The sequence below is a fragment of the Streptomyces aurantiacus genome, assembly GCF_001418335.1.
Classification (GTDB): domain Bacteria; phylum Actinomycetota; class Actinomycetes; order Streptomycetales; family Streptomycetaceae; genus Streptomyces; species Streptomyces aurantiacus.
Map to the genome: position 1 here is coordinate 54,863 of NZ_LIPP01000122.1, position 21,185 is coordinate 76,047.

General features: G+C 69.1%; 13 protein-coding genes. 6 read left to right on the plus strand and 7 right to left on the minus strand.

All coding sequences use genetic code 11. From position 1 onward, the window contains the following. The first annotated feature begins 689 nt into the window (after nucleotides 1-689). Nucleotides 690-3,974, plus strand: a complete 3,285-nt coding sequence (locus AOK01_RS17775) for a GH92 family glycosyl hydrolase (protein WP_079103496.1) — start codon at nucleotides 690-692, stop codon at nucleotides 3,972-3,974. Nucleotides 3,975-4,131: 157 nt separating this feature from the next. Here the strand turns inward: AOK01_RS17775 and AOK01_RS17780 are convergent, their stop codons facing one another. Then, complete coding sequence (locus AOK01_RS17780; RefSeq protein WP_055512754.1) at nucleotides 4,132-6,909, minus strand: glycosyl hydrolase; 2,778 nt, start codon at nucleotides 6,907-6,909, stop codon at nucleotides 4,132-4,134. Nucleotides 6,910-7,148: 239 nt separating this feature from the next. Between AOK01_RS17780 and pgm the strand changes: the two genes are divergently transcribed. Beyond that, the gene (gene pgm, locus AOK01_RS17785) at nucleotides 7,149-8,789 is read left to right on the plus strand and encodes a phosphoglucomutase (alpha-D-glucose-1,6-bisphosphate-dependent) (RefSeq protein WP_055512756.1); all 1,641 of its coding nucleotides are present in this window, start codon (nucleotides 7,149-7,151) and stop codon (nucleotides 8,787-8,789) included. A 296-nt stretch (nucleotides 8,790-9,085) separates the two neighbouring features. On the opposite strand, the gene AOK01_RS17790 is transcribed toward pgm, so the two are convergent. Further along, the gene (locus AOK01_RS17790; protein ID WP_055512758.1) at nucleotides 9,086-10,198 is read right to left on the minus strand and encodes an NAD(P)H-binding protein; all 1,113 of its coding nucleotides are present in this window, start codon (nucleotides 10,196-10,198) and stop codon (nucleotides 9,086-9,088) included. 125 nt (nucleotides 10,199-10,323) lie between these two features. On the opposite strand from AOK01_RS17790, the gene AOK01_RS17795 reads away from it, so the two are divergent. Next, on the plus strand, nucleotides 10,324-10,902 hold the full coding sequence (locus AOK01_RS17795; RefSeq protein ID WP_055512760.1) for a TetR/AcrR family transcriptional regulator: 579 nt from the start codon (nucleotides 10,324-10,326) through the stop codon (nucleotides 10,900-10,902). Between the two features lie 331 nt (nucleotides 10,903-11,233). Here AOK01_RS17795 and AOK01_RS17800 read toward each other — a convergent pair whose 3' ends face one another. Then, a complete protein-coding gene (locus AOK01_RS17800) occupies nucleotides 11,234-11,824 on the minus strand; it encodes a TetR/AcrR family transcriptional regulator (RefSeq protein ID WP_055512762.1) in 591 nt (196 codons plus the stop codon). 119 nt (nucleotides 11,825-11,943) lie between these two features. Between AOK01_RS17800 and AOK01_RS17805 the strand changes: the two genes are divergently transcribed. Both AOK01_RS17805 and AOK01_RS17810 read left to right on the plus strand, forming a co-directional pair. Next, nucleotides 11,944-12,609, plus strand: coding sequence for an NADPH-dependent F420 reductase (locus AOK01_RS17805; protein ID WP_055512764.1), 666 nt, complete (start codon nucleotides 11,944-11,946; stop codon nucleotides 12,607-12,609). A 281-nt stretch (nucleotides 12,610-12,890) separates the two neighbouring features. Next, complete coding sequence (locus tag AOK01_RS17810; RefSeq protein ID WP_055512783.1) at nucleotides 12,891-14,072, plus strand: 4-hydroxybenzoate 3-monooxygenase; 1,182 nt, start codon at nucleotides 12,891-12,893, stop codon at nucleotides 14,070-14,072. A gap of 60 nt (nucleotides 14,073-14,132) precedes the next feature. Here AOK01_RS17810 and AOK01_RS17815 read toward each other — a convergent pair whose 3' ends face one another. Continuing rightward, on the minus strand, nucleotides 14,133-14,861 hold the full coding sequence (locus tag AOK01_RS17815; protein ID WP_055512767.1) for an SDR family oxidoreductase: 729 nt from the start codon (nucleotides 14,859-14,861) through the stop codon (nucleotides 14,133-14,135). Between the two features lie 414 nt (nucleotides 14,862-15,275). Here AOK01_RS17815 and rox point away from each other — a divergent pair, with 414 nt between their 5' ends. Next, complete coding sequence (gene rox, locus AOK01_RS17820) at nucleotides 15,276-16,748, plus strand: rifampin monooxygenase (RefSeq protein WP_079103497.1); 1,473 nt, start codon at nucleotides 15,276-15,278, stop codon at nucleotides 16,746-16,748. A 33-nt stretch (nucleotides 16,749-16,781) separates the two neighbouring features. Here the strand turns inward: rox and AOK01_RS17825 are convergent, their stop codons facing one another. The 3 genes from AOK01_RS17825 to AOK01_RS17835 form a co-directional block, all read right to left on the minus strand. Continuing rightward, a complete protein-coding gene (locus tag AOK01_RS17825; protein ID WP_055512769.1) occupies nucleotides 16,782-17,900 on the minus strand; it encodes an alpha/beta hydrolase family protein in 1,119 nt (372 codons plus the stop codon). A gap of 137 nt (nucleotides 17,901-18,037) precedes the next feature. Continuing rightward, complete coding sequence (locus tag AOK01_RS17830; protein WP_245702293.1) at nucleotides 18,038-18,790, minus strand: SDR family NAD(P)-dependent oxidoreductase; 753 nt, start codon at nucleotides 18,788-18,790, stop codon at nucleotides 18,038-18,040. 90 nt (nucleotides 18,791-18,880) lie between these two features. Next, nucleotides 18,881-21,185 (minus strand): hydantoinase B/oxoprolinase family protein (locus tag AOK01_RS17835; RefSeq protein ID WP_342671047.1); only part of this gene is annotated, 2,305 nt, incomplete at its 5' end.

Consider the following 21,185-nt stretch of genomic DNA (forward strand, 5'->3'; position numbering starts at 1 on the left):
CGCGACCGAGCTGACCGCGCTGCTCGTCGTCTTCCTCTCCACGTGCGGGGCACAGTGCTCGCGCTCCAGGTATCCGGACAAGGCAGTGGCCAAGCAGCCGGCACGCCTTGAACCGCCGAACCCGCCGTGCTGCTTGGGCCTCGTCGCCCGCAGTCGCCCGGAGGCTGCGGTCAGGCTTGCACGGTGGGTCGGACGACGATTTCGCTGACGTCGACGCCGTCGGGCTGCTCGATGGCGTAGCCGATGGCGGACGCGACGACAGCAGGCGGAGCGCCTGCTCGACCTCACCCTGGACGGCCTCGCGAAGCGCCGTTGAGCACGGCGCCCGGCACGTCCCACCACGCCCTGCCGTGGAGGAGTTAGTCCAGGGCCGGAGCCCGGCAGGCCCACCTGCCCGCAGCTCCATGTCCACCCGGAACGCATGCGGTTGTCGACCTCCACGGGGTGTGGTTTCGCGGGCGGCGGCGGCAACTGCACCGATCAGCGCCAGGAGTATTGACAACGATGTCAGAGGCATGATCTAGTCCGCTTCCATCCAGCCAAGTGCCGCTGGCTGCGCTACGAGTAGGGGCTCACCGTGATGATCTGCGTACCGCGTCCGGCGCCCGCGAGCGCGGCTCGCGCGCCTGGACCGCGCGGGAGCCGTACGCGCGCAGCACATGACGGGTAAGAAACAGGAGACCGCTTCCATGCACAGACCCCTCCATCGATTGCGTAACCGCGCATCGACAGTCCTCGCCGCACTGCTTGTCGCCGGCGGTGGTCTGGGCCCGGTGCCTGCCATCGCCCAGGCCCCCGCGGCAGCTCCCCAACTCACGTCACTGGTCAACCCGTTCATCGGTACGCAGAACTTCGGCAACACGTTTCCCGGCGCGAGTGCCCCCTTCGGCATGGTGCAGGTCAGCCCGGACACCGGCGGCCAGGGCGGCTACGACTACCAGCAGGACAAGATCCACGGATTCAGCCAGACCCATCTCTCCGGCGTCGGCTGCTCCGTCATGGGTGAGCTGCCGCTCATGCCGACGACCGGAGCGGTCGACAGCGTCGACCCCGATGCCTACCGCTCGACCTACTCGCACGACGACGAGGACGCCGAACCCGGCTACTACCGCGTCGGGTTGAAGACGTACGGCATCGACGCCGAGCTGACCGCCACCCCCCGCACCGGATGGCAGCGCTACACCTTCCCCTCGACCGGCCGTGCCAACGTCCTGTTCAACACGGGCAAGGCCAACCAGAAGGTGTACACCTCCGAGGTGCATGTCGTCGGCGACCGGACGGTCGAGGGCCGTGTCGAAGCGGGCAACTTCTGCGCGGGCAAGGACAAGCACACCGTCTACTTCACAGCGACCTTCGACAGGCCGTTCGCCTCGCACGGCACCTGGCGTGGGACCACTCGTACCCCCGGTGAGCGCGACGCGGCCGGCGAGGGCGGGAACGGTGCCTGGGTGACCTTCGACGCCGAAGCCGACCGTGATGTCGTCGTCAAGGTGGGGCTCTCCTACACGGGCACCGAGGGCGCCCGGAAGAACCTGAAGGCGGAGACGGACGACTCGTACGACTTCGACGCCACGCGCGCGGCGCTGCACGCGACCTGGGAGCAGCAGCTCGCCTCCGTCAAGATCGGCGGTGGGTCGGCCGAGCGGCAACGCGCCTTCTACTCGGCTCTCTACCACGCACAACTGCACCCGAACCTCGCCGGAGACGTCGACGGCCGCTATGCGGGCTTCGACGGGAAGACCCATTCGGCGTCGGGATTCACGCCTTACCAGAACCTGTCGCTGTGGGACACCCACCGGCCGCAGAACCAGCTCCTGCAGATGCTGGAGCCGAAGGTCGCCCGCGATGTCGCGCTGTCGGTCGTCGCGACGGGGCGGGACGGCGGCTGGCTGCCGCGCTGGTCGCTCGCCAACAGCGAGACCAACATCATGACCGGCGACCCGGTGACTCCCTTCCTCGTCGAGGCGTGGTCCAAGGGCCTGCTCGCGGGCCACGAGGAAGAGGCGTACGCGCTCCTCAGGAAGAACGCGCTCAGCACGCCGCCGGACGATTCCCCCTACAACGGCCGTGCGGGAGTCGCCGCGTACCAGGACCGTGGCTACATTCCCAGCGGGCTGGAACCGGGGAAGGACTGTGCGGACAAGGGCGGCGACAACGACTGCCGCCATCCCGCTTCGGCGACCCTTGAGTACGCGGCCGCGGACGCGTCGCTGGCACTCATGGCGAAGGGCCTGGGGCACGCCTCGGACGCCCGCATGTTCGCGGCACACGGCCAGTGGTACAAGAACCTGTGGGATTCCTCCATCCAGCAGTTCCGGCCGCGTACGACCGACGGCACCTGGCTCACGCCCTACGACCCCGTCGAGGCAGGCCACCAGTTCCATGAGGGCGGCGCCTACCAGTACCAGTGGCTGGCGCCCCAGGACCCGGCCGGGCTCGTCTCCCTGATGGGCGGCAAGCGGGCGACCGAGAAGCGGCTCGACTCCTTCTTCGCCTACGACAAACTCCTCGCGGACCCTGCCGAGACCGCTCGAAAGGACTGGATCTCGGCACCGTACGACTACTACGGGAAGCCGACCTACAACCCGAACAACGAGCCCGATCTGCACTCCCCCTACATGTACTTGTGGGCCGGCGCACCCGCCAAGACGGCCACCGTGGTCCGGGCCGCGATGACCCTCTTCACGGACGGGCCCGACGGCATGACCGGCAATGACGACCTGGGCACGATGTCGGCCTGGTACGTCTTCTCCTCCCTGGGCCTGTACCCGACGACGAACGGTGGCGACTTCCTCGCCGTCTCCAGCCCGCAGTTCCCGTCGGCGGTCATTCGCATCGGCGCCTACGGGCACCAGCAGGGCGGCACCCTGACCGTCAAGGCACCGGGCACGAGCGACAGCCAACGCTACGTGCAGCGGGCCGAGTTCGGCGGGAAGAACCTGCGCAACACCTGGCTGGACTGGGACGCGGTCGCCAAGGGGGGAAACCTCGCCTTCGAGATGGCCGGCAAGCCGTCGGCATGGGGTACGGGCAAGGGCGCCGAGCCGCCGTCCGTGAACCGCGCGGCAGCCGATTCCCGCCGCCATCTCGACGCCTCACTGCGTACCGGCTCCGACGTCCTGCCGACGGCTGACAGCGCCCAGAGCGTCCGGCTGAAGCTGGACGTGATGGGCCAGTCCCCCGGCACGCTGCGGGTGGGCGTCGCCGCGAAGGCTCCCAGCGGCTGGACCGCGAAGGCCTCCAAGCCCTTCTCGCTGACGTCCCATCGGCTTCCGGTCCAGCGGACCGCGTCGGTGGACGTGAGCGTCCCGGCCAAAACCGCGCCGGGTTCGTACACCGTGCGGATCACGGCCACCGCCAAGGGCGTGAAGAGCGTGGAACGGGTCGCGACCATCGAGGTGCGCGACGCGGCCCGCTGCGCGGCGGACGCCGACGAGCAGTGTGCCGTCGACCTCGGCAAGGAGGTGAACCACGACGGAACCGCAACGGTCACGGCCTCCGACGAGGGCGACTTCGACGGAGGAGGATGGAGCTTCGACGGTGATCTGCTGCCCGCGGCGGGTCCGGTCGTCTGGGACGGCGTGACGTACGACGCTCCCGATCCGTCCGGGACGGCCCCGAACTTCGTCGAGGCCCGCGGTCAGGCCATGCTGCTCCCGGCCGGGTCGTACAGCGCGCTGCGCCTGGTCGCCGTGGCCCACCACGGTCCGGTGACGACCATGCTCACCGTCCGCTACACCGACGGGACCACCGCCGAAGTGCCGGTGCCCGTGGGCGACTGGGCGGGAGCGGCACCGCAGGGCAGCTCCGTGACACTGGAGATGCCGCACCGGATCAAGCGCGGACAGGGTGTGGACGGCCCGCCGGTGCGGCTGTTCGGTGCCTCGGCGGACCTCGACGCGTCGAAGACGGTGCGTTCGGTCGGCCTGCAGAACGATCCTCGGGTGCAGGTCTACGCGATCACCCTCAGGTAGCACCAGCACCGGGGCTGCGTACGCTCGTCGGCCCTCGCCTCTCGATCGGGAGGCAGCTCGTTGGCAGCGTGACCGTGACGGTCACGCTGCCAACTGCGTTTCCACGCGAACAGCGGGCAAGGGCCGGCGCCCCTGCCCGCCGCCGTTTTCCGTTCGTTCAGCTGTACGGGATCACCAGTACTGACTTGTCCGTGCCCGTCTGCAGTTTCGACGTGCCGTCGCCGATGGCGCTCCACACCTCCAGGCGCACGGTGCCGCCGGTCAGGTTGCCCGGTGTGCCCGTGGACGCCTTGAGACCGCGTGCCTGCGCGTACTCCTCCCAGCCGGTGACCGGGTCGGTCGCGAAGTAGTTGTACGTCTCCGTTCGTTCGAAGTCACCGTCGCCGGTGAAGTCGTAGCTGATACGGGCCTGTTGGCCGAGCCCGACCGTGCTGCCCGCGTCCACCTGGAGCCGGAACGCGCTCTGGGCGCCCGGGGTGAGCGTGCCGTTGACGCCGCGGACCTCGTAGGTGAGGGGCTGGTACGGGGTGCCGTCGTGGTTGGTGCCGCCGCCCGAGGCGATGGTGTCGCTGCCCGCCGTGCCGCCGGTCGCCGTGGTCAGTGCGCCACCGGTGCGCAGCTGGAAGGTGTTGCCGGTCGGCGGGTCCGGGTCGGGGTCCGGGTCCTGTGAACCGGTCCCGGTGCCGCTCGCGGTGGAACGGGCCGGCACGACGAGGGTCTTGCCGTCGGAGAAGGTGACGGTACGGGCCGTCGAGCCGTAATTGTGGGCGGCGTACGTCCGGTTCGTTCCCTTGGTGAAGACGGCGGAGGTGGGGATGTCACCGGTCACCGTGGCATCCGGGGCACCGAGGGAGTCGAGGGTGTTGATCCAGTGGTAGGTGTGCGCCTTCGACTCCCCCTCTTCCGGGGTGTAGCCGGCGTTGCCCGCGTCCCACTTGGTCTTGGCCGTGCCCGGGTCGGCAAGGGACTGGAACTCCCAGAGGAGGTCGCGCCATTCGACGGCCGGGCCGTCGTTCTCCCGTTCCATCTCGGCGAGGTTGCGCCGGATCGCGGCCTTCTCACCGCCGAGGTGGAGCGATCCGCCGGTCACGGGCAGGACGTTGATGCCGTGGATCTCCTCGGGGTTGGCCGTCCACCAGGTGGCGTAGGCCGCGCCGCTGCCCCACACCATGCCGGCTGTGTCGTGGCCGAACGAGGACGGGAAGACCTGCTCGTCGGCGTCGAACCAGTACTGCGCGATCGACTCCGACTCGGTGGTCAGCAGGAACGTGCCGAGGTCCCGCAGCGAGGTGTCACCGGTCGCGGAGCCCCACAGGACGAGCGCCGCGCTGAGGTTGGTGGACTCGGAGGAGGACTCCTGGTTGTTGCCGGCCGCGAAACCCTGGTGGCCGGAGGCCCAGCTGTGGCCCGCGTAGACGTCGAAGCCGCGCAGGAAGGGGAAGGTGGTGTCGGTGCGGCTGGGGTTGGCGGCGTCCCGGACGAGGGCCTTGACCATGCCGCCCCAGGCGGAGTCGGCGGCCCAGCCCTGGTCGTACTGGGCGACGACGGCCGCCGCGTACACGTAGTAGCTGTAGTGGAAGTGGTGGTCGTTGAGCTCGGTGTCGCTGCCGTAGGAGGCGGGGTAGCCGGTGAGCGTCTTCCAGTCCTTGTCGTAGCTGAACTCGTTCGCGCCGCCCGCCGTGAACCAGTCCTGGAGCTTGCCCTTGATCAGGCCGAGGAGTCGGTCGCGGGTGCCGGTCTCGCCGATCTGGTCGGCCGGCGGCACGAGTTGGGCGAGGCGGCCGAGGGCCTTGCCGGTCCAGTAGGTGTCGGAGGCTCCGGAGAAGGGGTCGGCCGCGTTCACGACCTCGTTCAGGTAACCGCGCAGTCTGGCGGTGTCCACGCCGTTCGACTTGGGCAGCCCCGGCAGCACGGCCGCCGCCTTCTGGCTCGTGGTGAAGGAGGCCGACTCGCGGACCTTCATGGTGCCGCGCGGTGAGACGTAGGTGTACGAGGTGAGGGGGTCCGTGGTGTTCAGCCACTGGTGGCGGTAGAGGGCCTGGAGCGTGCCGCGCTCGGTGCCTTCCTTCGCCTCGGTGGTGAGCGTGTAGGTGGCCTTGACGGTGCCGCCGGTGTAGTCCCAGGTGGCCTTGGAGTCGGTGACGAAGCTGTAGGCGTACTTCTTGTAGGTCGCCAGCGCGTCGGTGGACGGCAGTACGGCGACGGAGAAGTAGTCCTTGGAGCCGAGGCCCGCGGTGACGGTGGAGCCCGCGACGTTCCAGTCGCTGCCGGTCGGCGCGAAGAGGGCGTAGTGGTGTCCGGCGACGGTGACGCCGAGGACGTTGCCCTGGTCGGCGAAGACCGTGGGCGTGCCGGCGGTGGTGATCTGGGCGTTGCCGCCTGTGCCCTTCGCGTACACGAACGGGGAGCCGTGGCCGATGGTGGTGCGCAGGGTGCGGGTGCCGTCGGACCAGTAGGGGGTGACCGTCCAGTCGGACCAGTCGTCGGCCTTGGTGTCGGGCGAGTTGAGGCCCGTCAGTCCGATGGTGAGGTCGCGCTTGTGGGCGTACTCGTACTGGCGGCCGTCACCGACGATCGCGGGGGTCGTCGGATATCCGACGTCGAGTCCGCCGGCCGCGGCCTGGTAGGTGAGGGGATGCCCGTACATGGGGGTCGAGTACGGGTTGTCGCCGTACCGCTGGTAGGCGAGGGAGGACCACCAGTCGTTGGTGGGGACGGGCCGGTTCCGGGCGGCGGCGGTCAGTTTGGGCGTGACCGGTGTTCCGGTGTTGGTGGTGGGGCCCGACGTACCGGCGGGCCGGGTGTCGGAGTAACTGCCGGAGCCTACGGGGACGGTGGCGGCTGCCGCTGGTACGGCGGCCGGGCCGAGGCCGACGGCGACGAGGACGGAGGCCAGGAACAGTCCGGCTGCCGGTCTGGTGCGGGGGGATGGCATGCGACACCTCAAGTCTCACACGACGGGTGTCTGAGAGCGCTCTCAGATGGCCGAAACGTAAAGCCTTTGTAATGGACGTGTCAATACACGTGTCAGCACATCGAACCGAACGCTCACCTTCCTATCCGGGCGGCGGTGACGGTCGATGGTCTCCGGAGCCGCCACCTGCTCGTGCGGTGGTCGGCCGCTGAGGGAGAATGAGGCCGGTAGCCAACGGTCGGCCTTGTGGAGGAGCGGAAATGCAGAACGCGCGAGCGGGACAGGTCGCCGGGCCCGAGGACCTCGTCGATGTGGCCCGCCTGGTCACGGCGTACTACGCGCTGCACCCCGACCCGGCCGAGCCCGGGCAGCGGGTGGCGTTCGGCACCTCGGGGCACCGCGGCTCGTCCCTCGCGACGGCGTTCAACGAGGACCACATCGCGGCCACCAGCCAGGCCATCTGCGAGTACCGCGCCGAGCGGGGCACCGACGGCCCGCTCTTCCTGGGCGCCGACACACACGCTCTCTCCGAGCCGGCGCGGATCACGGCACTGGAGGTGTTCGCCGCCAACGACGTGGCCGTCCTCATCGACCAGGCCGACGGCTACACGCCCACCCCGGCGGTCTCGCACGCCATTCTCGCCCACAACCGCGACCGCACATCCGCTCTCGCCGACGGTGTGGTGGTCACGCCCTCGCACAACCCGCCGGCGGACGGCGGCTTCAAGTACAACCCGCCAAGCGGCGGCCCGGCCGGCTCCGAGGCGACCTCCTGGATCCAGGACCGCGCCAACGAGATCATCACCAGCGGCATGAAGGACGTACGGCGCATCCCCTACTCCCGCGCCCTGGCCGCACCCGGCACCGGCCGGCACGACTTCCTCGGCGCCTATGTGGCCGACCTGCCGAACGTGCTGGACCTGGCGGCGGTCCGGGCCGCCGGCGTACGCATCGGCGCTGACCCACTGGGCGGCGCCTCGGTCGCCTACTGGGGACGGATCGCCGAACAGCACAGGCTCGACCTGACGGTGGTGAACCCGCTCACCGACCCCACCTGGCGCTTCATGACGCTGGACTGGGACGGCAAGATCCGTATGGACTGCTCCTCCCCGTACGCCATGGCCTCACTCATCGAGCAGCGCAACCGGTTCGACATCGCCACCGGCAACGACGCCGACGCCGACCGGCACGGCATCGTCACCCCCGACGGGGGCCTGATGAACCCCAACCACTACCTGGCCGTGGCGATTTCGTACCTGTTCTCGCACCGGGAGCAGTGGCCCACGGGCGCCGGCATCGGCAAGACCCTGGTGTCGTCCAGCATGATCGACCGGGTCGCGGCGGACCTCGGCCGTCAATTGGTCGAAGTCCCGGTCGGATTCAAGTGGTTCGTGGACGGCCTGTCCGACGGAACGCTCGGCTTCGGCGGCGAGGAGTCGGCGGGCGCGTCCTTCCTGCGCCGCGACGGCTCGGTGTGGACCACCGACAAGGACGGCATCATCCTGGCCCTGCTCGCCTCGGAGATCACGGCTGTCACCGACAGGACGCCGTCGGAGCACTACGCGCAACTCACCGGCCGCTTCGGGGCGCCCGCCTACGCGCGCGTCGACGCCCCGGCCTCCCGGGAGGAGAAGGCGCTGCTCGCCAAGTTGTCCCCGCGCCAGGTCACCGCCGACACCCTCGCCGACGAGCCGGTCACCGCGGTGCTCACCGAGGCCCCCGGCAACGGCGCTGCCCTCGGCGGGGTCAAGGTCGCCACCGCCAACGCCTGGTTCGCGGCCCGCCCTTCGGGCACCGAGGACGTCTACAAGATCTACGCGGAGTCGTTCCTCGGCCCGGACCATCTGCAGCGGGTTCAGGAGGAGGCCAGGTCCATGGTGCTCGCGGCGCTGAGCGGCTGACCGGGCCGGGAAGTGGGGTGGCCCTGACCGGTGGGCCGGCCGGTCCTGCGCCGCCAGTCGGGCCGATCGCTGGAATGTGGCTCTCGGCACCGTCTGGCCGGTCGGCCTCCCTCAACCACGCGACTCGGCTGTACGTCGATTCGCGGCGCGAGTTCGCCCAGGTGCTCGTCAGCCGACCGCCCCTGCCACACGCCGGCGGCGGATGCGGCACGGACGGCGGAGATCGACGCCGACCGGGTCCGTTCCGTGCCGATCCCCGCGTACCGCAGCGCTGTTGACCAGCCGGTGAGGCGTTTTCACTCGATGACGAAGGTGCCACCGGCGGCGGTGGCGAGGTCGGGGCCAAGGGCCGCTGCGGGTGTGTGGGCGCCTGGCTTGCCTTCGCCGCGGGCCAGTCGTGCGGCGGTTTCGGCGGCGACATCGGCGGTGTAGTCCATGCCGTCCTCGGCACGCAGCCATCCCTCCCGTCGGGTCCCGTCGGGCCAGGTGACCACCGCATGCCCCCAGGAGTGCCGGCGGGGGCGGGGGGTCGCTTTGAGCTGGATGCCGGCCATCCGGCGGACGGCGAAGCGTCGTAGTGCCGGTATGGAGAACAGCTTCCCAGCAAGGGGAAGGACTGCCCGTACGGCCTTGTTGGTGGGGGCCAAGGCGGTGGTGACGCTGACATCCGGTGCTCCGCTGGCCCGTTGCGCGGCGATGAGCTCGCCTGAAGGGGCCGCCGCCGACTTCACGCTCTGGCCGTCCGGGAGAGTGTGGTGCTGCACGTCCGCGCCGATCCTGACCTTCACGAGACGGCCGTCTTCATAGCGAAGTCCACCCATGGTCAGGGTGTCCATGGCGCTGGCCGCGAAGGCGGCACCCATCGGTCCGGCTTCCATGGCCACCGAGCCCAGGGCGTCGACGCGTACATGACTGGGGACGGGACGGTCCGCGCACAGCTTGACGACGACCGCCTCGCACGCCAGGACGCCGAATCCGGCGCCGGTCACCAGGATGCTGCCGGCCGCAGTTGCCTCTTCGTCCAGGTCGAGGAGCCGGGAGACGGCGAACGGATCGGCAGCCAGGTCCAGGTAGTGCCCGCCCGGCATGCACGCGCGGGCGATCGGCAGGGCGGTCTTCGCGTACTCGCCGAGGGTGTTGACCACCACGGCCGGATGCCGCTGCTCAATCTGCTGCGCGATCTTCTCGGCGGTGTCGGCGACCACGACCCTCGCCTTTGCGTCCCCGCCGAGACTCGCCTGTACCTGGTCCAAGCGGTCACGGTCACGTCCGACCAGTACCAGTGGCGCGCCTTGTGAGGCCAGGCGGGCGGCGACGGCGGCACCGATACGGCCGGTCGCTCCCAGGATCCAGATCTCAGCGGTTCGTGCGTCTCGGGGATCGCGGGGGTCGCGAGGGTCGCGGGCCATGGGGCTCCTCTCGGTGGGTGCGGCGTGCGGGGCAACCGGAACCCACTCATGTCTCACTGTGTCATCACTGATGTCAGATGCTAGCACTGACGACACAGTGAGACGTAACTTGATAACGTCAGGCCATGGCGAGATGGGATCCGGGGACGCAGGAGCGCCTCATCAAGGCTGCGCTGGAGCTCTACGCGGAGCACGGGTACGACCACGTGACCGTGACGCAGATCGCCGAGCGTGCCGGCATCACCCGGCGCTCGTACTTCCGCTACTTCCCTGACAAACGCGAAGTCCTCTTCGCGGGCTCCGAACAGTTGCCTGTCGCGTTGCACGAGGCCATCCTCAAGGCCGAGACCGCACCTCCCCTGGCCACCGTGCTGGCCGCCTTCGGCAGTGTCGGCACTCGACTCACCAGCCGGCTCCCGCATGCGGTCGAACGCCGCGCCGTGATCAATGCCAGCGCGGAACTCCAGGAACGTGAGGGCGCGAAACACGCCGCCGTCACCACTGCGATCCGTGACGCGCTGGAACAGCGAGGCACCGAGCCCGGCAGGGCCCGGCTGGTGGCGCAGGTCGCCACGCTTGTCTTCCGGAACGCGTTTGACCAATGGCTCGACGAGGACCGGCAGCCGGACTTCGCCGTTTGCCTGCGGTCCGCCGCCGCATCGCTCTGTACCGTGACGAATGAATGGGGAGAGGACGACGACTGACGAGGACTGAGGACGGGGACTGCCGCTGGAGACTCGGACGCCGGCGCCCGAGCCATCCGGCCGCTCCGGCCGCTCCGGCCGCTCCGGCCGCTCCGGCCACGGCTGGAACGTTGTCCAGCGGGGGCAGCAACTGCGTGACGTCGTTGCGGTCCCCGCCGGTCAGTCACCAGCTACGGACCGGCCCCTGACAGCAGCAACGGCCCGAAGAGCGACGGCAGTTCATCCGACGGCCGCGCGGCTCGCGGCGCGGTGTCAGCGGCGGACCGGCATCGCGTGCGTGACGTGCGGTGAACCGACGAGCTCGGACACCCGGTAGCCGTCTGCCATTTCGTCAGGAGTCCTCATGGGCCTTGATTCCGTCCAAGGCCATGGCGAGCACCCGCTCCCGCTGGGCCTCCTGAACGAAGTTCGCCCCGCTGACGCCGTTGACCAGGAAGAGCACGTCGTCGAAGCTCACGTCGGCCCGGGCCTTGCCGGCACCCTGGGCACGTTCGAGAAGTGGCCGACCGGCTGCGTGGATCATGTCGCGGCCGGTCACGAACATCTCCGCGCGGTGCGCGATGGCGTCATGGATGGCCTTCTTGGTGGTCGCGTAGCTGACGAACTGGCGCAGCCAGCTCTCCAGGGCGTCCCACGGTTCGAGGCTGTCCAACTCGGCCGCCATGAGGGCAAGTGCTTCGACCTCGTCCAGGTAGACAGCCTGGAACAAATGCTGCCGAGTGGGGAAATTGCGGTAGAGCGTCGCGATGTTGACCCCTGCCCGCCGGGCGATCCCCTCCAGCGAGGCGTCGGAGCCCTCGGCGGCGAACATCTCACGCGCGGCATCGAGCAGGGCGTCGAAGTTGCGGCGCGCGTCGGCGCGCGTCGGCCGGCTCACGGTGAAATTGGCTTCGGCTCGCCCGCCGGACTCGGTGGTGGCCATCACACATTCCTCCTGATCCCACGGCGTTGCCAAACCAAGGGGTGCCTGCGCTAAAGTCAAGGAACGCCTTCACTTATGTGCAGGCGTCCCTTACCTTATCCGGACCCCGGCAGGAGACCATGACCACCATCGGCTTCATCGGCAGCGGCAATGTCGGCAGTACGCTCGCCCGCCTCGCGGTCGACGCCGGCCACGACGTCGTCCTCAGCAACAGCCGCGGCCCGGAAACCTTGCAGGACCTGATCACGCGGCTCGGCCCGCGCGCCCGCGCGGCCACCCCTGTCGGGGCCGCGGCCGCCGGCGACCTCGTCGTGGTGACCATTCCGATCAGGGCCTATCGGCAGGTCCCCACGGAACCCCTCCGGGGCAAGGTCGTCATCGACACCCTCAACTACGACCCCGCCCGCCAGGGCCGTGTCCCCGAGATAGAAGCCGACGACACCCCGGCCCACCTGCTGCTTCAGACGCACCTGACCGGCTCACATGTCGTCAAGGCGTTCAGCAACATCTTCTTCAAACACCTGGCCGCCCTGGGGCGCCCAACCGGCGCCCCCGATCGCAGCGCGCTGCCCATCGCAGGCGACGACGCCGGCGCCAGGAAGGCTGTCGCCACCCTGATCGATTCGCTCGGATACGACGCGTACGACGTGGGCCCTCTCGTCGAAAGCCGTCGGTTCGCGCCGGGCACGCCCGCCCAGCTCGCCTACGTCAACCCGGTCGGCACGTTCGCCGTCCCCGGCCGGCCCGCGTCCGCGGAAGACCTCGCCAAGCTCCTCGCAGCGTAAGGAACGCCATGACCGGCGAGCACAGTTCTGCCCGCGCCCTCGGAACCACCGACGAGGAGCGACGACGCGACAACTCGTCGAAGCTTCCTACCGGGCGATCGGCGGCGAGCCCGACCTCGTGAGACACCGCATCGCCGACCTCGACAGGTTGGCGGGTTTCCGGCATCAGATGTCCATTCACCGGTGGTGAGCAACCGGCGGGACGTTCCACAGTGAGGTCGGAACGCCGCACCACCTGGACGGCGGTCCACCGCTTCCTGACCGAGGAGACCCGGAACACCATGCCTGAAACACGCGAGAACACCCCCGTCGTCATCGTGGGCGCCGGAGTCGCCGGCCTCACGCTCGGCAACATCCTGCTGCGCAACGGTGTGGGTTGCGTCGTGCTGGAAAAGCGCAGCCGCGCCTACGTCGACCAGCGCCAGCGAGCCGGGGTCATCGACAGCTTCGGGATCGGCATCATCCGCGAACGAGGGCTCGGAAAGGTCCTGGAGGGCGACCCCGTACCGCAGGACGGGGCCGGCTTCTTCATCGACGGGCAGGAGATGCCGATGGACATCGAGCACGGCGAGGACGGTGAGGACGGCGGCATTTTCATCCCCCAGCACGTCCTGGTCCGCAACCTCACCGACACCTTCCTGACCCAGGGCGGAGACCTTCGCTACGAGGCCCGTGACGTGGCCCTGGAAGACGTCGACGGCGAGCAGCCCACCGTCCGCTACCAGAGCACCGACGGCACGACGCACGTCATCGACTGCGACTACATCGCCGGCGCCGACGGCTTCCACGGGGTGAGCCGCTCCTCCATCCCCGCCGACGTGCTGACCGAGTACTCCTACGAGTACGGGTACTCCTGGCTCACTGTCTGGGCCGCAGTGGCGACCGATCCGGCCGGCATGGCGATCCATGAGCGCGGCCTGGGCGGCATGATCCCTCGCGGCCCCGACGCCACGCGCATCTATCTGCAGTGTCCGGTCGACGACACCACTGAGCAGTGGCCCGACGAGCGCATCTGGAGCGAGCTGGAGGCGCGCTTCGGCACCCCTGTGGCCAGCGGTGAAATCCTCAGCAAGCAGGTCATCCCGCTGCGCAGCGTGGTCTTCGACCCCATGAGCTACGGCAAACTGTTCCTGCTCGGCGACGCGGCCCACATCGTCCCGCCGATGAGCGCGAAGGGCATCCACCTCGCTCTCCACGACACCGACGTCTTCGCCCGAGCCGTCCTCGCCCACATCCAGAAGGGCGACGCGAGCCTGCTGAAGAGCTACTCCTCGGACTGCCTGGGCCACATCTGGAACTACCAGGCGTTCGCGGCATGGATCACCGATCTCATGCACAACGCCGGCGACACCTCCTACGAGGGAGAGTTCCGCAAGCAGGTCGCCCGCGCGGAGATGACGCGCATGTTCGCCTCCCCCACGGCAAACAAGCTGTTCGGCGAACTCACCGCCGGCACCAATTAGTCGCTCCTCCGTCGATGATGTGATCGCCCCGGTGGTGCTGCCAGCGAGGAGGGGATCAGTTCAGACCTGTTCGAAGTGGAACGCCTTGATGAAGCAGTCACGAGGCTGCGCGACAGCGAAGAGCACGCACTCCACGAGCGACTGGGCAGTGAGGGAGTCCTTGGCCCCCCGCGGTGTGTTCTCCCACTGGTCGGAGAGCGGGTCGGCGTTGTCGAAGTCGGGCGGGTAGAGCGAGATCACCCGAACTCCCTGGGGCCGCAGGCGCTTGGAGAGAATCTCGGCGAACCCTGCCTGGGCACTCTTGGCCGCGTAGAAGGCGTCGTGTGCGTCCGAGCGCTGATGGCCGGGTGTCCCGCAGGCGGAGACCATGGTCACCACATCAGGCTTGTCCGAGTTGAGCAGGAGGGGGAGGAAGTTCTTCACGGTCAGGACGGTGCCGGTGGCGCCGGACGCGATGGTGTCGACGACATCGGCGTCGGACGCTGACAGGAGGTCCGGACCTTCGAGGTAGCGCGAGCCGTTGTTGACCAGCAAGTCGACGCGGTCGGTACGCAGGGCGACGTCGGAGGCGAACTCGCGGATCGAGGAAGGGTCTGTCAGGTCACAGGCGAAGGCGTGGACCTGCTGATGTCCTCGGGCACGAATCTCGTCGCGGACACACTCGGCGGCAGCGAGGCTGCGTGCCGAGAGGAAGATCTCGGCACCGAGGTCTGCGAGCTGTATCGCCAGGGTTCGCCCGAAGTCGCGGCCTGCGGCCGTGATGACGACGCGGTGGTTGTCAAATCTCATGTCGAATCTCCTGTCGGATCCCATGTCGGTGCTCCTGGTTCGTGGGCGTGGATCGGCTGGTGCGGTGAAGGCTGGTGGCAGCCCGTGCGGACGGCCGGTTCATCGTTCCTCATCGCCCGCGACACCACAGGCAACGCGATCGGTTGCGGTGCGGTGCGTTACGGCTGATGGCCGACGGCACGGCCAAGACCCTGTCATAAGGTGATGCGGGTACACACCGCGCAGGGAACAAAGGGTTGGACGAGGTGAAGCTCGGGCTTGTAACGTGCGGTTGACCGTGACACCGCCTCAGGAGGTGAGACCCATGAACGCTGTATCGACGTGGGTGCTCCCCCTTCCCGTCACGGCGGGCGATTGACGTAGGTGTCGCCTGGAGCGCCTCGACACAACAGGCACTCCCGAAAGGCAACACCTATGCCCTCCCACTCTCCACAGGTCTCCGGCGCCGACCGCGCACCCCTCATGTTCGACGTGATCATTGCCGGGTGCGGGCCGACCGGCGCGATGCTGGCCGCCGAACTGCGGCTGCACGGTGTGCGGGTACTCCTTCTGGAGAAGGAGACCGAGCCCGCGTCGTTCGTTCGCATCGTCGGTCTGCACATTCGCAGTATCGAGCTGATGGCCATGCGCGGACTGCTGGACCGCGTTCTCGAAAACGGAAGGCGGCGTCCGGCCGCCGGATTCTTCGCCGCCATTCCCAAACCCGCGCCCACGAGCCTGGATTCGCGGCACGCCTATCTGCTGGGCATCCCGCAGCCGGTCGTCGTCGACCTGCTCGAAAGCCATGCGATCGAACTGGGTGCGCAGGTCCGGCGCGGTGGTGCGGTGGCCGGTTTCGAGCAGGACGACGAGGGTGTGACCGTCGTTCTGGCCGACGGTGAACGGCTGCGTGCGCGCTATCTCGTCGGCTGTGACGGCGGGCGCAGTACCGTGCGCAAACTGCTCGGCGTCGGCTTCCCCGGCGAGCCCTCGCGGACGGAGACCCTGATGGGCGAGTTGGAAGTGGGCGTGCCGCAGGAGGAGATCGCCGCCAAGGTGGCCGAAATCCGCGAGACCCACCAGCGATTCTGGCTCCGTCCCTTCGGCGAAGGCGTCTACAGCGTCGTCGTCCCCGCCGCGGGGGTCAGCGACCGCGCGGAACCGCCCACCCTTGAGGACTTCAGACAACAGCTGCGTGCCGTCGCCGGAACCGATTTCGGTGTGCACTCCCCGCGCTGGCTGTCCCGCTTCGGGGATGCCACCCGGCTGGCCGAACGTTATCGGGTCGGGCGAGTGCTGCTGGCCGGCGACGCGGCACACATCCATCCGCCCACCGGCGGCCAGGGGCTCAACCTGGGCATCCAGGACGCATTCAACCTCGGCTGGAAACTGGCCGCACAGATCCGCGGCTGGGCGCCGGAATCACTCCTTGACACCTATCAGGCCGAACGCCATCCGGTCGCCGAGGACGTGCTGGACAACACCCGCGCCCAGATGGAACTGCACTCCACCGAGCCGGGCCCGCGGGCCGTGCGCAGGCTGCTCACCGAACTGATGGACTTCGACGAGGTGAACCGCTACCTGATCGAGAAGATCACCGCGATCGGCATCCGCTACGACTTCGGCGCAGGCCCCGACCTGCTCGGGCGCCGCCTGCCCGACATCGACGTGAAACACGGTCACCTCTACGATCTGCTGCGGCGCGGCCGCGGACTGCTCCTTGACCGCACCGAACGCCTGACCGCCGGCGGCTGGTCGGACCGGGTCGACCACCTCGCGGACCCCGCTGCGGCGCTGGATGTTCCCTGCGTGCTGCTGCGCCCCGACGGCCACGTCGCCTGGATCGGCGACGATCAGCAGGACCTGGACGACCACCTCTCCCGCTGGTTCGGCAAGCCCGCCCACTGATGCCGCCGGCACCGGCCGGCCTCGACGTCCGGGTCAGGACACGTTGGTCGCAAGCTGCCGCTTCAGCCACTTCACTATGTCGGGCATGATCGGTCCGGTTCCCATGTGGCCTCCGGGGTAGAACCGCGCGGTCTTGGGATCACCGTGTTGCAGAGCCAGCACCATGTCGTCTGGCGAGTTCTGCAGGTCGTCCTTGCCGTTGACCAGCAGCAGAGGACAACTGGGCTGGTCGAGGACGCCTTGATCGAGCAGCGAGAGTTCGGGGCAGCGGGCGACGTAGTCCTCGAAAGTGGTCCCGCCGAACAGCCGGGCCCGGGTGGCCATCAGGTCCATGAGGTACGAGGAGGCGTGCCGCGAGCGCTCCTGCCAGTCGGGCTGGAAGGTGATGTGGATGCCGCCGCCCCAATTGACGGCGGCGGCCAGCCGGTCGGCGTGGGTGTGCGCCAGCTTGGTGGCCCAGTAGCCCCCGTACGACTGTCCCAGTACCGCGATCTGTGAGTCGCCGAGATCGCTGCCGTCGATCCATTCGAAGACCGGGTCCCAGATCCGCTCGGCATCGATGCCTGCGAGTACGGGGGCCTCTCCGACGCCCGGCATGTCGACATGTACCGTCGCGAAGCCCGCTGCGGTGAGGCCCCGCGTCAGAACGTACGACTCCTCCTTCCAGCCGTCGATTCCTCCCCAGACGATGACGACGGGCGGCCGTTCGGCACCGGCCGGACGACGTACGTAGAACGCCACTTGACTGCCCTCGTCGGCGCGGCCGGCGAACTGTCGCACAACCCGCTCGGACGGTTGCTCCTCCAGAGCGATGGCTCGGGCGAAGTATTCGAGAACCCGGTCGTAGGCCGCGGCTTTGGCCGGGTGGTTCGGAGCGGGGTAGCGCCCCAGGAAGGCGCAGGAGTATGCCTGCCACCAGGCGTCCCGCGCGGCAGCGGTGTCGCCGGCCGCTTCGGCGGTCTCGGCACGGGCGGCGTGCTCGGCTGCCGGGGTCAGCCATGCCGAAGCCCAGGTCACCGGGTCCGTCCCCGGCAGGTCATGGATGACCTGGCGGACCAGGTCCGCGTCGATCGCGTTGAACGGGTAGCGGCCGAGTTCCACGTGCTCAAGCATCCAGGCGCGAGCCGCCTCGATCGTCGGATGACCCGCCACTGCGGGTGATTGGGTTGTTCCTCCTGGGCTGGTCACTCCACGCTCCTGTTCTGTCCTCTTCTGTGCGCCCGGTGCGGGCGCCTGTGGTGACACTGGCGATCCGTACGGTTCGATGACGTCCTGCCCCGCGTGGGTGGTCAGCCGAGCGCGGGGATACCGCCCCGGGCATCGACGACGGCTCCCGTGATGAAGCCGGCTCGGGGCGAGGCGAGAAACGCGACGACCTCGGCGATCTCGGAGGGCTCGCCGACGCGGCCGAGAACCGTTGCCCTACCGAGCGAGTTGATGACCTCGTCACCGAGCGCCTGCATGCCGGGCGTCCGGGTCGGGCCTGACGCCACAGCGTTGACGCGCACACCGGCAGCACCCAGTTCGTCCGCCCACACCATCGTCATGTGATCGAGTGCGGCCTTGGACGCGACATAGATGCCTCCGCCGCGTACCGGCGTGGACACGGCGCCCGTGGTGATATTGATGATCGATCCGTTGCCCCGCTCGACCATCCCCGGGGCCAGCGCCGCCATCAGCAGCATCGGCGCGCGCACGTTCGTGGCCATGTGGAGGTCGAACGACTCCACGGTGGCTTCCAGCATGGGCCCGAACTCGTAGACGGCGGCGTTGTTGATCAGTACGTCGACCGGGCCGGCCTTGTCCGCGAGAGCGCGGACGGCATCAGGATCCGCCAAGTCGGCGTCCATGAACCGAGCCGTTCCTCCCGACTCGGTGATGGCCCCGACCGTCGCTGTGCCACGTACGGCGTTACGGCCATGCACGATCACCTCGGCTCCGCCTGCCGCCAGTGCCATCGCGACCGCCTGGCCGATCCCGGAGGTGGCTCCGGTCACGAGGGCGACCTTTCCGTCAAATTCCTGAGACATGACCTGAGACATGAAGGGGGTACTCCTTGTCGACATCACCGACCGGTCGGAATCGGTCGGCGCATCTTCTGTGTTGTGGTCGGACAACGCGAGACGGCGCGTTCAGCGGGCGCGGCTCAGGAAGCCGGCCGGCCCTGCTGAGGCCAGGTCCAGGTCCAGGTCATGTGCGGGGTCCTGGTCTCGGCGATGTACGTCCACTGCCAGCAGGTGTCCCGAGACAGGGCACGCCCAGGCGGTCACCGTGAGATCCGGGTGCAGCGTCGAGACCACCTCGTCCGGCAGCCACGGGGCGAACCGCACCGCTCCCTGTCGCCACCGCGTGGAACCCTCCACCAGGACGGCACCGTCGACGGTCCGCACATGCCATGAGCCGTCGTCGTTCCGCACCAGACGGAGCCGGTCGGACAGGGACAGCCAGGCTGCTCCGGGTGCCACCCCGACAGGTACGCCGTCGGGCTCGATGGGTGCGGTCCGCTCGGGCACGGCATCGATACCGGTGCCGAGCCGTTCGGCACGCATCTCCCGGCGCAGCCTCGTGGTGTGCGTCGCCTCGACCGCGTCGGACCCGTCAGCCGATCCGTCCGCGCCGAGCACCACGCCATAGACGAGGCGGGCGCTGTCCGCGCTCACCAGTCCCAGCCGGACGTCGGCGGCGACGTCCTCGGGGGCGCGGTCCAGGGGGTCCCCGATGCCGCCCCCGCCCTGCCAGCGCACCGCGAAGACATCGGTGTCGGAGATCGGGAAGGAGCCGGGTTTGGGGCCGAGGGCCGCGAACCGCTCCTGATCGTGCGCGTCGAGGGGACGTACGGCCGTGGCCCGCCGTGCGGCGTCGGTGCTGTCCGGGAGATGGCCGGCCCCGAATGTCTGGCTGACCAGGCCGCCCGGCCAGCCGCCCCCGAGCCCCACGGAGTTGGGGACCTCCAGTCCGTGTGTCATGACCAGGGCCTGCGCCTTCTCGACGGTCACCGTCAGGGCGACCTCCGCGCCGAGCCCGCCGCGACGCCGTCCTGCTCCGCCGGTGTCGCGGGCGAGTCGACGGTGCAGGTAGAACAGCGGGCTGGTCTGCTCGTTGGTCTCGACGTCAGCGATGCACGGCGAGGGGGTGCCCATCGGTCCGGCCGCGTTGGGCCCGTCGTGGTCCGCGAAGGCGCCGAAGCCTCCCGCGAGCGGGTCCATGAGGTGCAGCCCGAAGAAGCGGCCGTCCCGGTCCCGTCCGCTGAGGTTGAAGGTCGCCATGGTGCCGCTGGACACGGCCTGCGCCCGGTGAGCATGTGTCGGTGAGGCGGCGAGGAGTGTGTTCACCGCGGTGGTGACGACATTGCAGGCCACCCAGATGGTCTCGACGGTCGCGCTGCCGACCGGGGCCGGTGGGATCGCGGTGCACACGAGCCCGTCGGGCGCGGTGACCGTGACGGGGCGCAGCAACCCTTCGTTCCAGGGGATGCCGAACCCGAGGGTGGGGATCAGTGCACCCGCGACGGCGCCCATGAGCCCGGGCCGTGAGCAGTTCACGAAGCCCGGTGCCTGTGCGGAGGAGCCGGAGAAGTCGAGGGTCAGGGTCTCCCCCCGCTTGGTCGCGACCAGGTCCACCGCGTACAGCCGGTCGGTGTGTCCGTCGTGTTCGAGGTAGTCCGTCACCCGGACGACACCGTCGGGGAGTTCACGCAGCCGCGCCCGAACGCCTGCCTCGGCGTTCTCGACCATGGCGGTCATCACGCTCTGCACGGTGCCGGTGCCGTACTGGCCGCACAGGTCCTTCAGCCGGTCGGAGGCGACATTGAGGGTCGCGATGAAGGCCCGGATGTCGAGACCGACCTGTGCGGGCAGCCGGGTCGCGGCGAGGATCATGTCGAGGACGTCCTGCCGGACCTCGCCGCCGTCGACCAGCTTCACGGCAGGTATCCGCAGGCCCTCCTGCCATACCTCGGTGGCTTTCGGGGACCAGGACGAGAAGTCCATCCCGCCCATGTCGGTCTGATGCGCCATCACACCGGCCCAGGCGATGACCTCGCCGTCGACGACGAGCGGGGCGCACATCTGCAGGTCGTTCTGGTGCAGGGCGCCGATGAACGGGTCGTTGCCGATGATCCGGTCGCCGTCCTTGAGGTCGGTGCCGTTGTCCAGCAGATGCCGGATGAGTGCCCCGACCGGCGCGGCCTCGAAGGTGACTTGGTGGCCCATGGTGGCGAAGGCGCCGCTCGGCAGGAAGATCCCGGTGAAGAAGTCGCTGGCCTCGGTGACGGTGGGGCTTCCGGACACGGCCTGAAGGGCGAGCCGCATCTGGTCGGTGATGGCGATGAGGCGACCGCGTACGACCTGGGACACGACGGGGTCGAGGCCGTCCGCACGGACGGGCTCGCCTCCTGAGTGACCGGACGGATCGAGGGTCGGGGTCGGGGTCGGTGTC

What these genes read in the sequence shown, in the direction of transcription:
- AOK01_RS17775 (WP_079103496.1), top strand. Translation starts at nt 690, where the DNA reads ATGCACAGACCCCTCCATCGATTGCGTAACCGCGCATCGACAGTCCTC.
- AOK01_RS17780 (WP_055512754.1), bottom strand. Translation starts at nt 6,909, where the DNA reads ATGCCATCCCCCCGCACCAGACCGGCAGCCGGACTGTTCCTGGCCTCC.
- pgm (WP_055512756.1), top strand. Translation starts at nt 7,149, where the DNA reads ATGCAGAACGCGCGAGCGGGACAGGTCGCCGGGCCCGAGGACCTCGTC.
- AOK01_RS17790 (WP_055512758.1), bottom strand. Translation starts at nt 10,198, where the DNA reads ATGGCCCGCGACCCTCGCGACCCCCGCGATCCCCGAGACGCACGAACC.
- AOK01_RS17795 (WP_055512760.1), top strand. Translation starts at nt 10,324, where the DNA reads ATGGCGAGATGGGATCCGGGGACGCAGGAGCGCCTCATCAAGGCTGCG.
- AOK01_RS17800 (WP_055512762.1), bottom strand. Translation starts at nt 11,824, where the DNA reads ATGGCCACCACCGAGTCCGGCGGGCGAGCCGAAGCCAATTTCACCGTG.
- AOK01_RS17805 (WP_055512764.1), top strand. Translation starts at nt 11,944, where the DNA reads ATGACCACCATCGGCTTCATCGGCAGCGGCAATGTCGGCAGTACGCTC.
- AOK01_RS17810 (WP_055512783.1), top strand. Translation starts at nt 12,891, where the DNA reads ATGCCTGAAACACGCGAGAACACCCCCGTCGTCATCGTGGGCGCCGGA.
- AOK01_RS17815 (WP_055512767.1), bottom strand. Translation starts at nt 14,861, where the DNA reads ATGAGATTTGACAACCACCGCGTCGTCATCACGGCCGCAGGCCGCGAC.
- rox (WP_079103497.1), top strand. Translation starts at nt 15,276, where the DNA reads ATGCCCTCCCACTCTCCACAGGTCTCCGGCGCCGACCGCGCACCCCTC.
- AOK01_RS17830 (WP_245702293.1), bottom strand. Translation starts at nt 18,790, where the DNA reads ATGTCTCAGGTCATGTCTCAGGAATTTGACGGAAAGGTCGCCCTCGTG.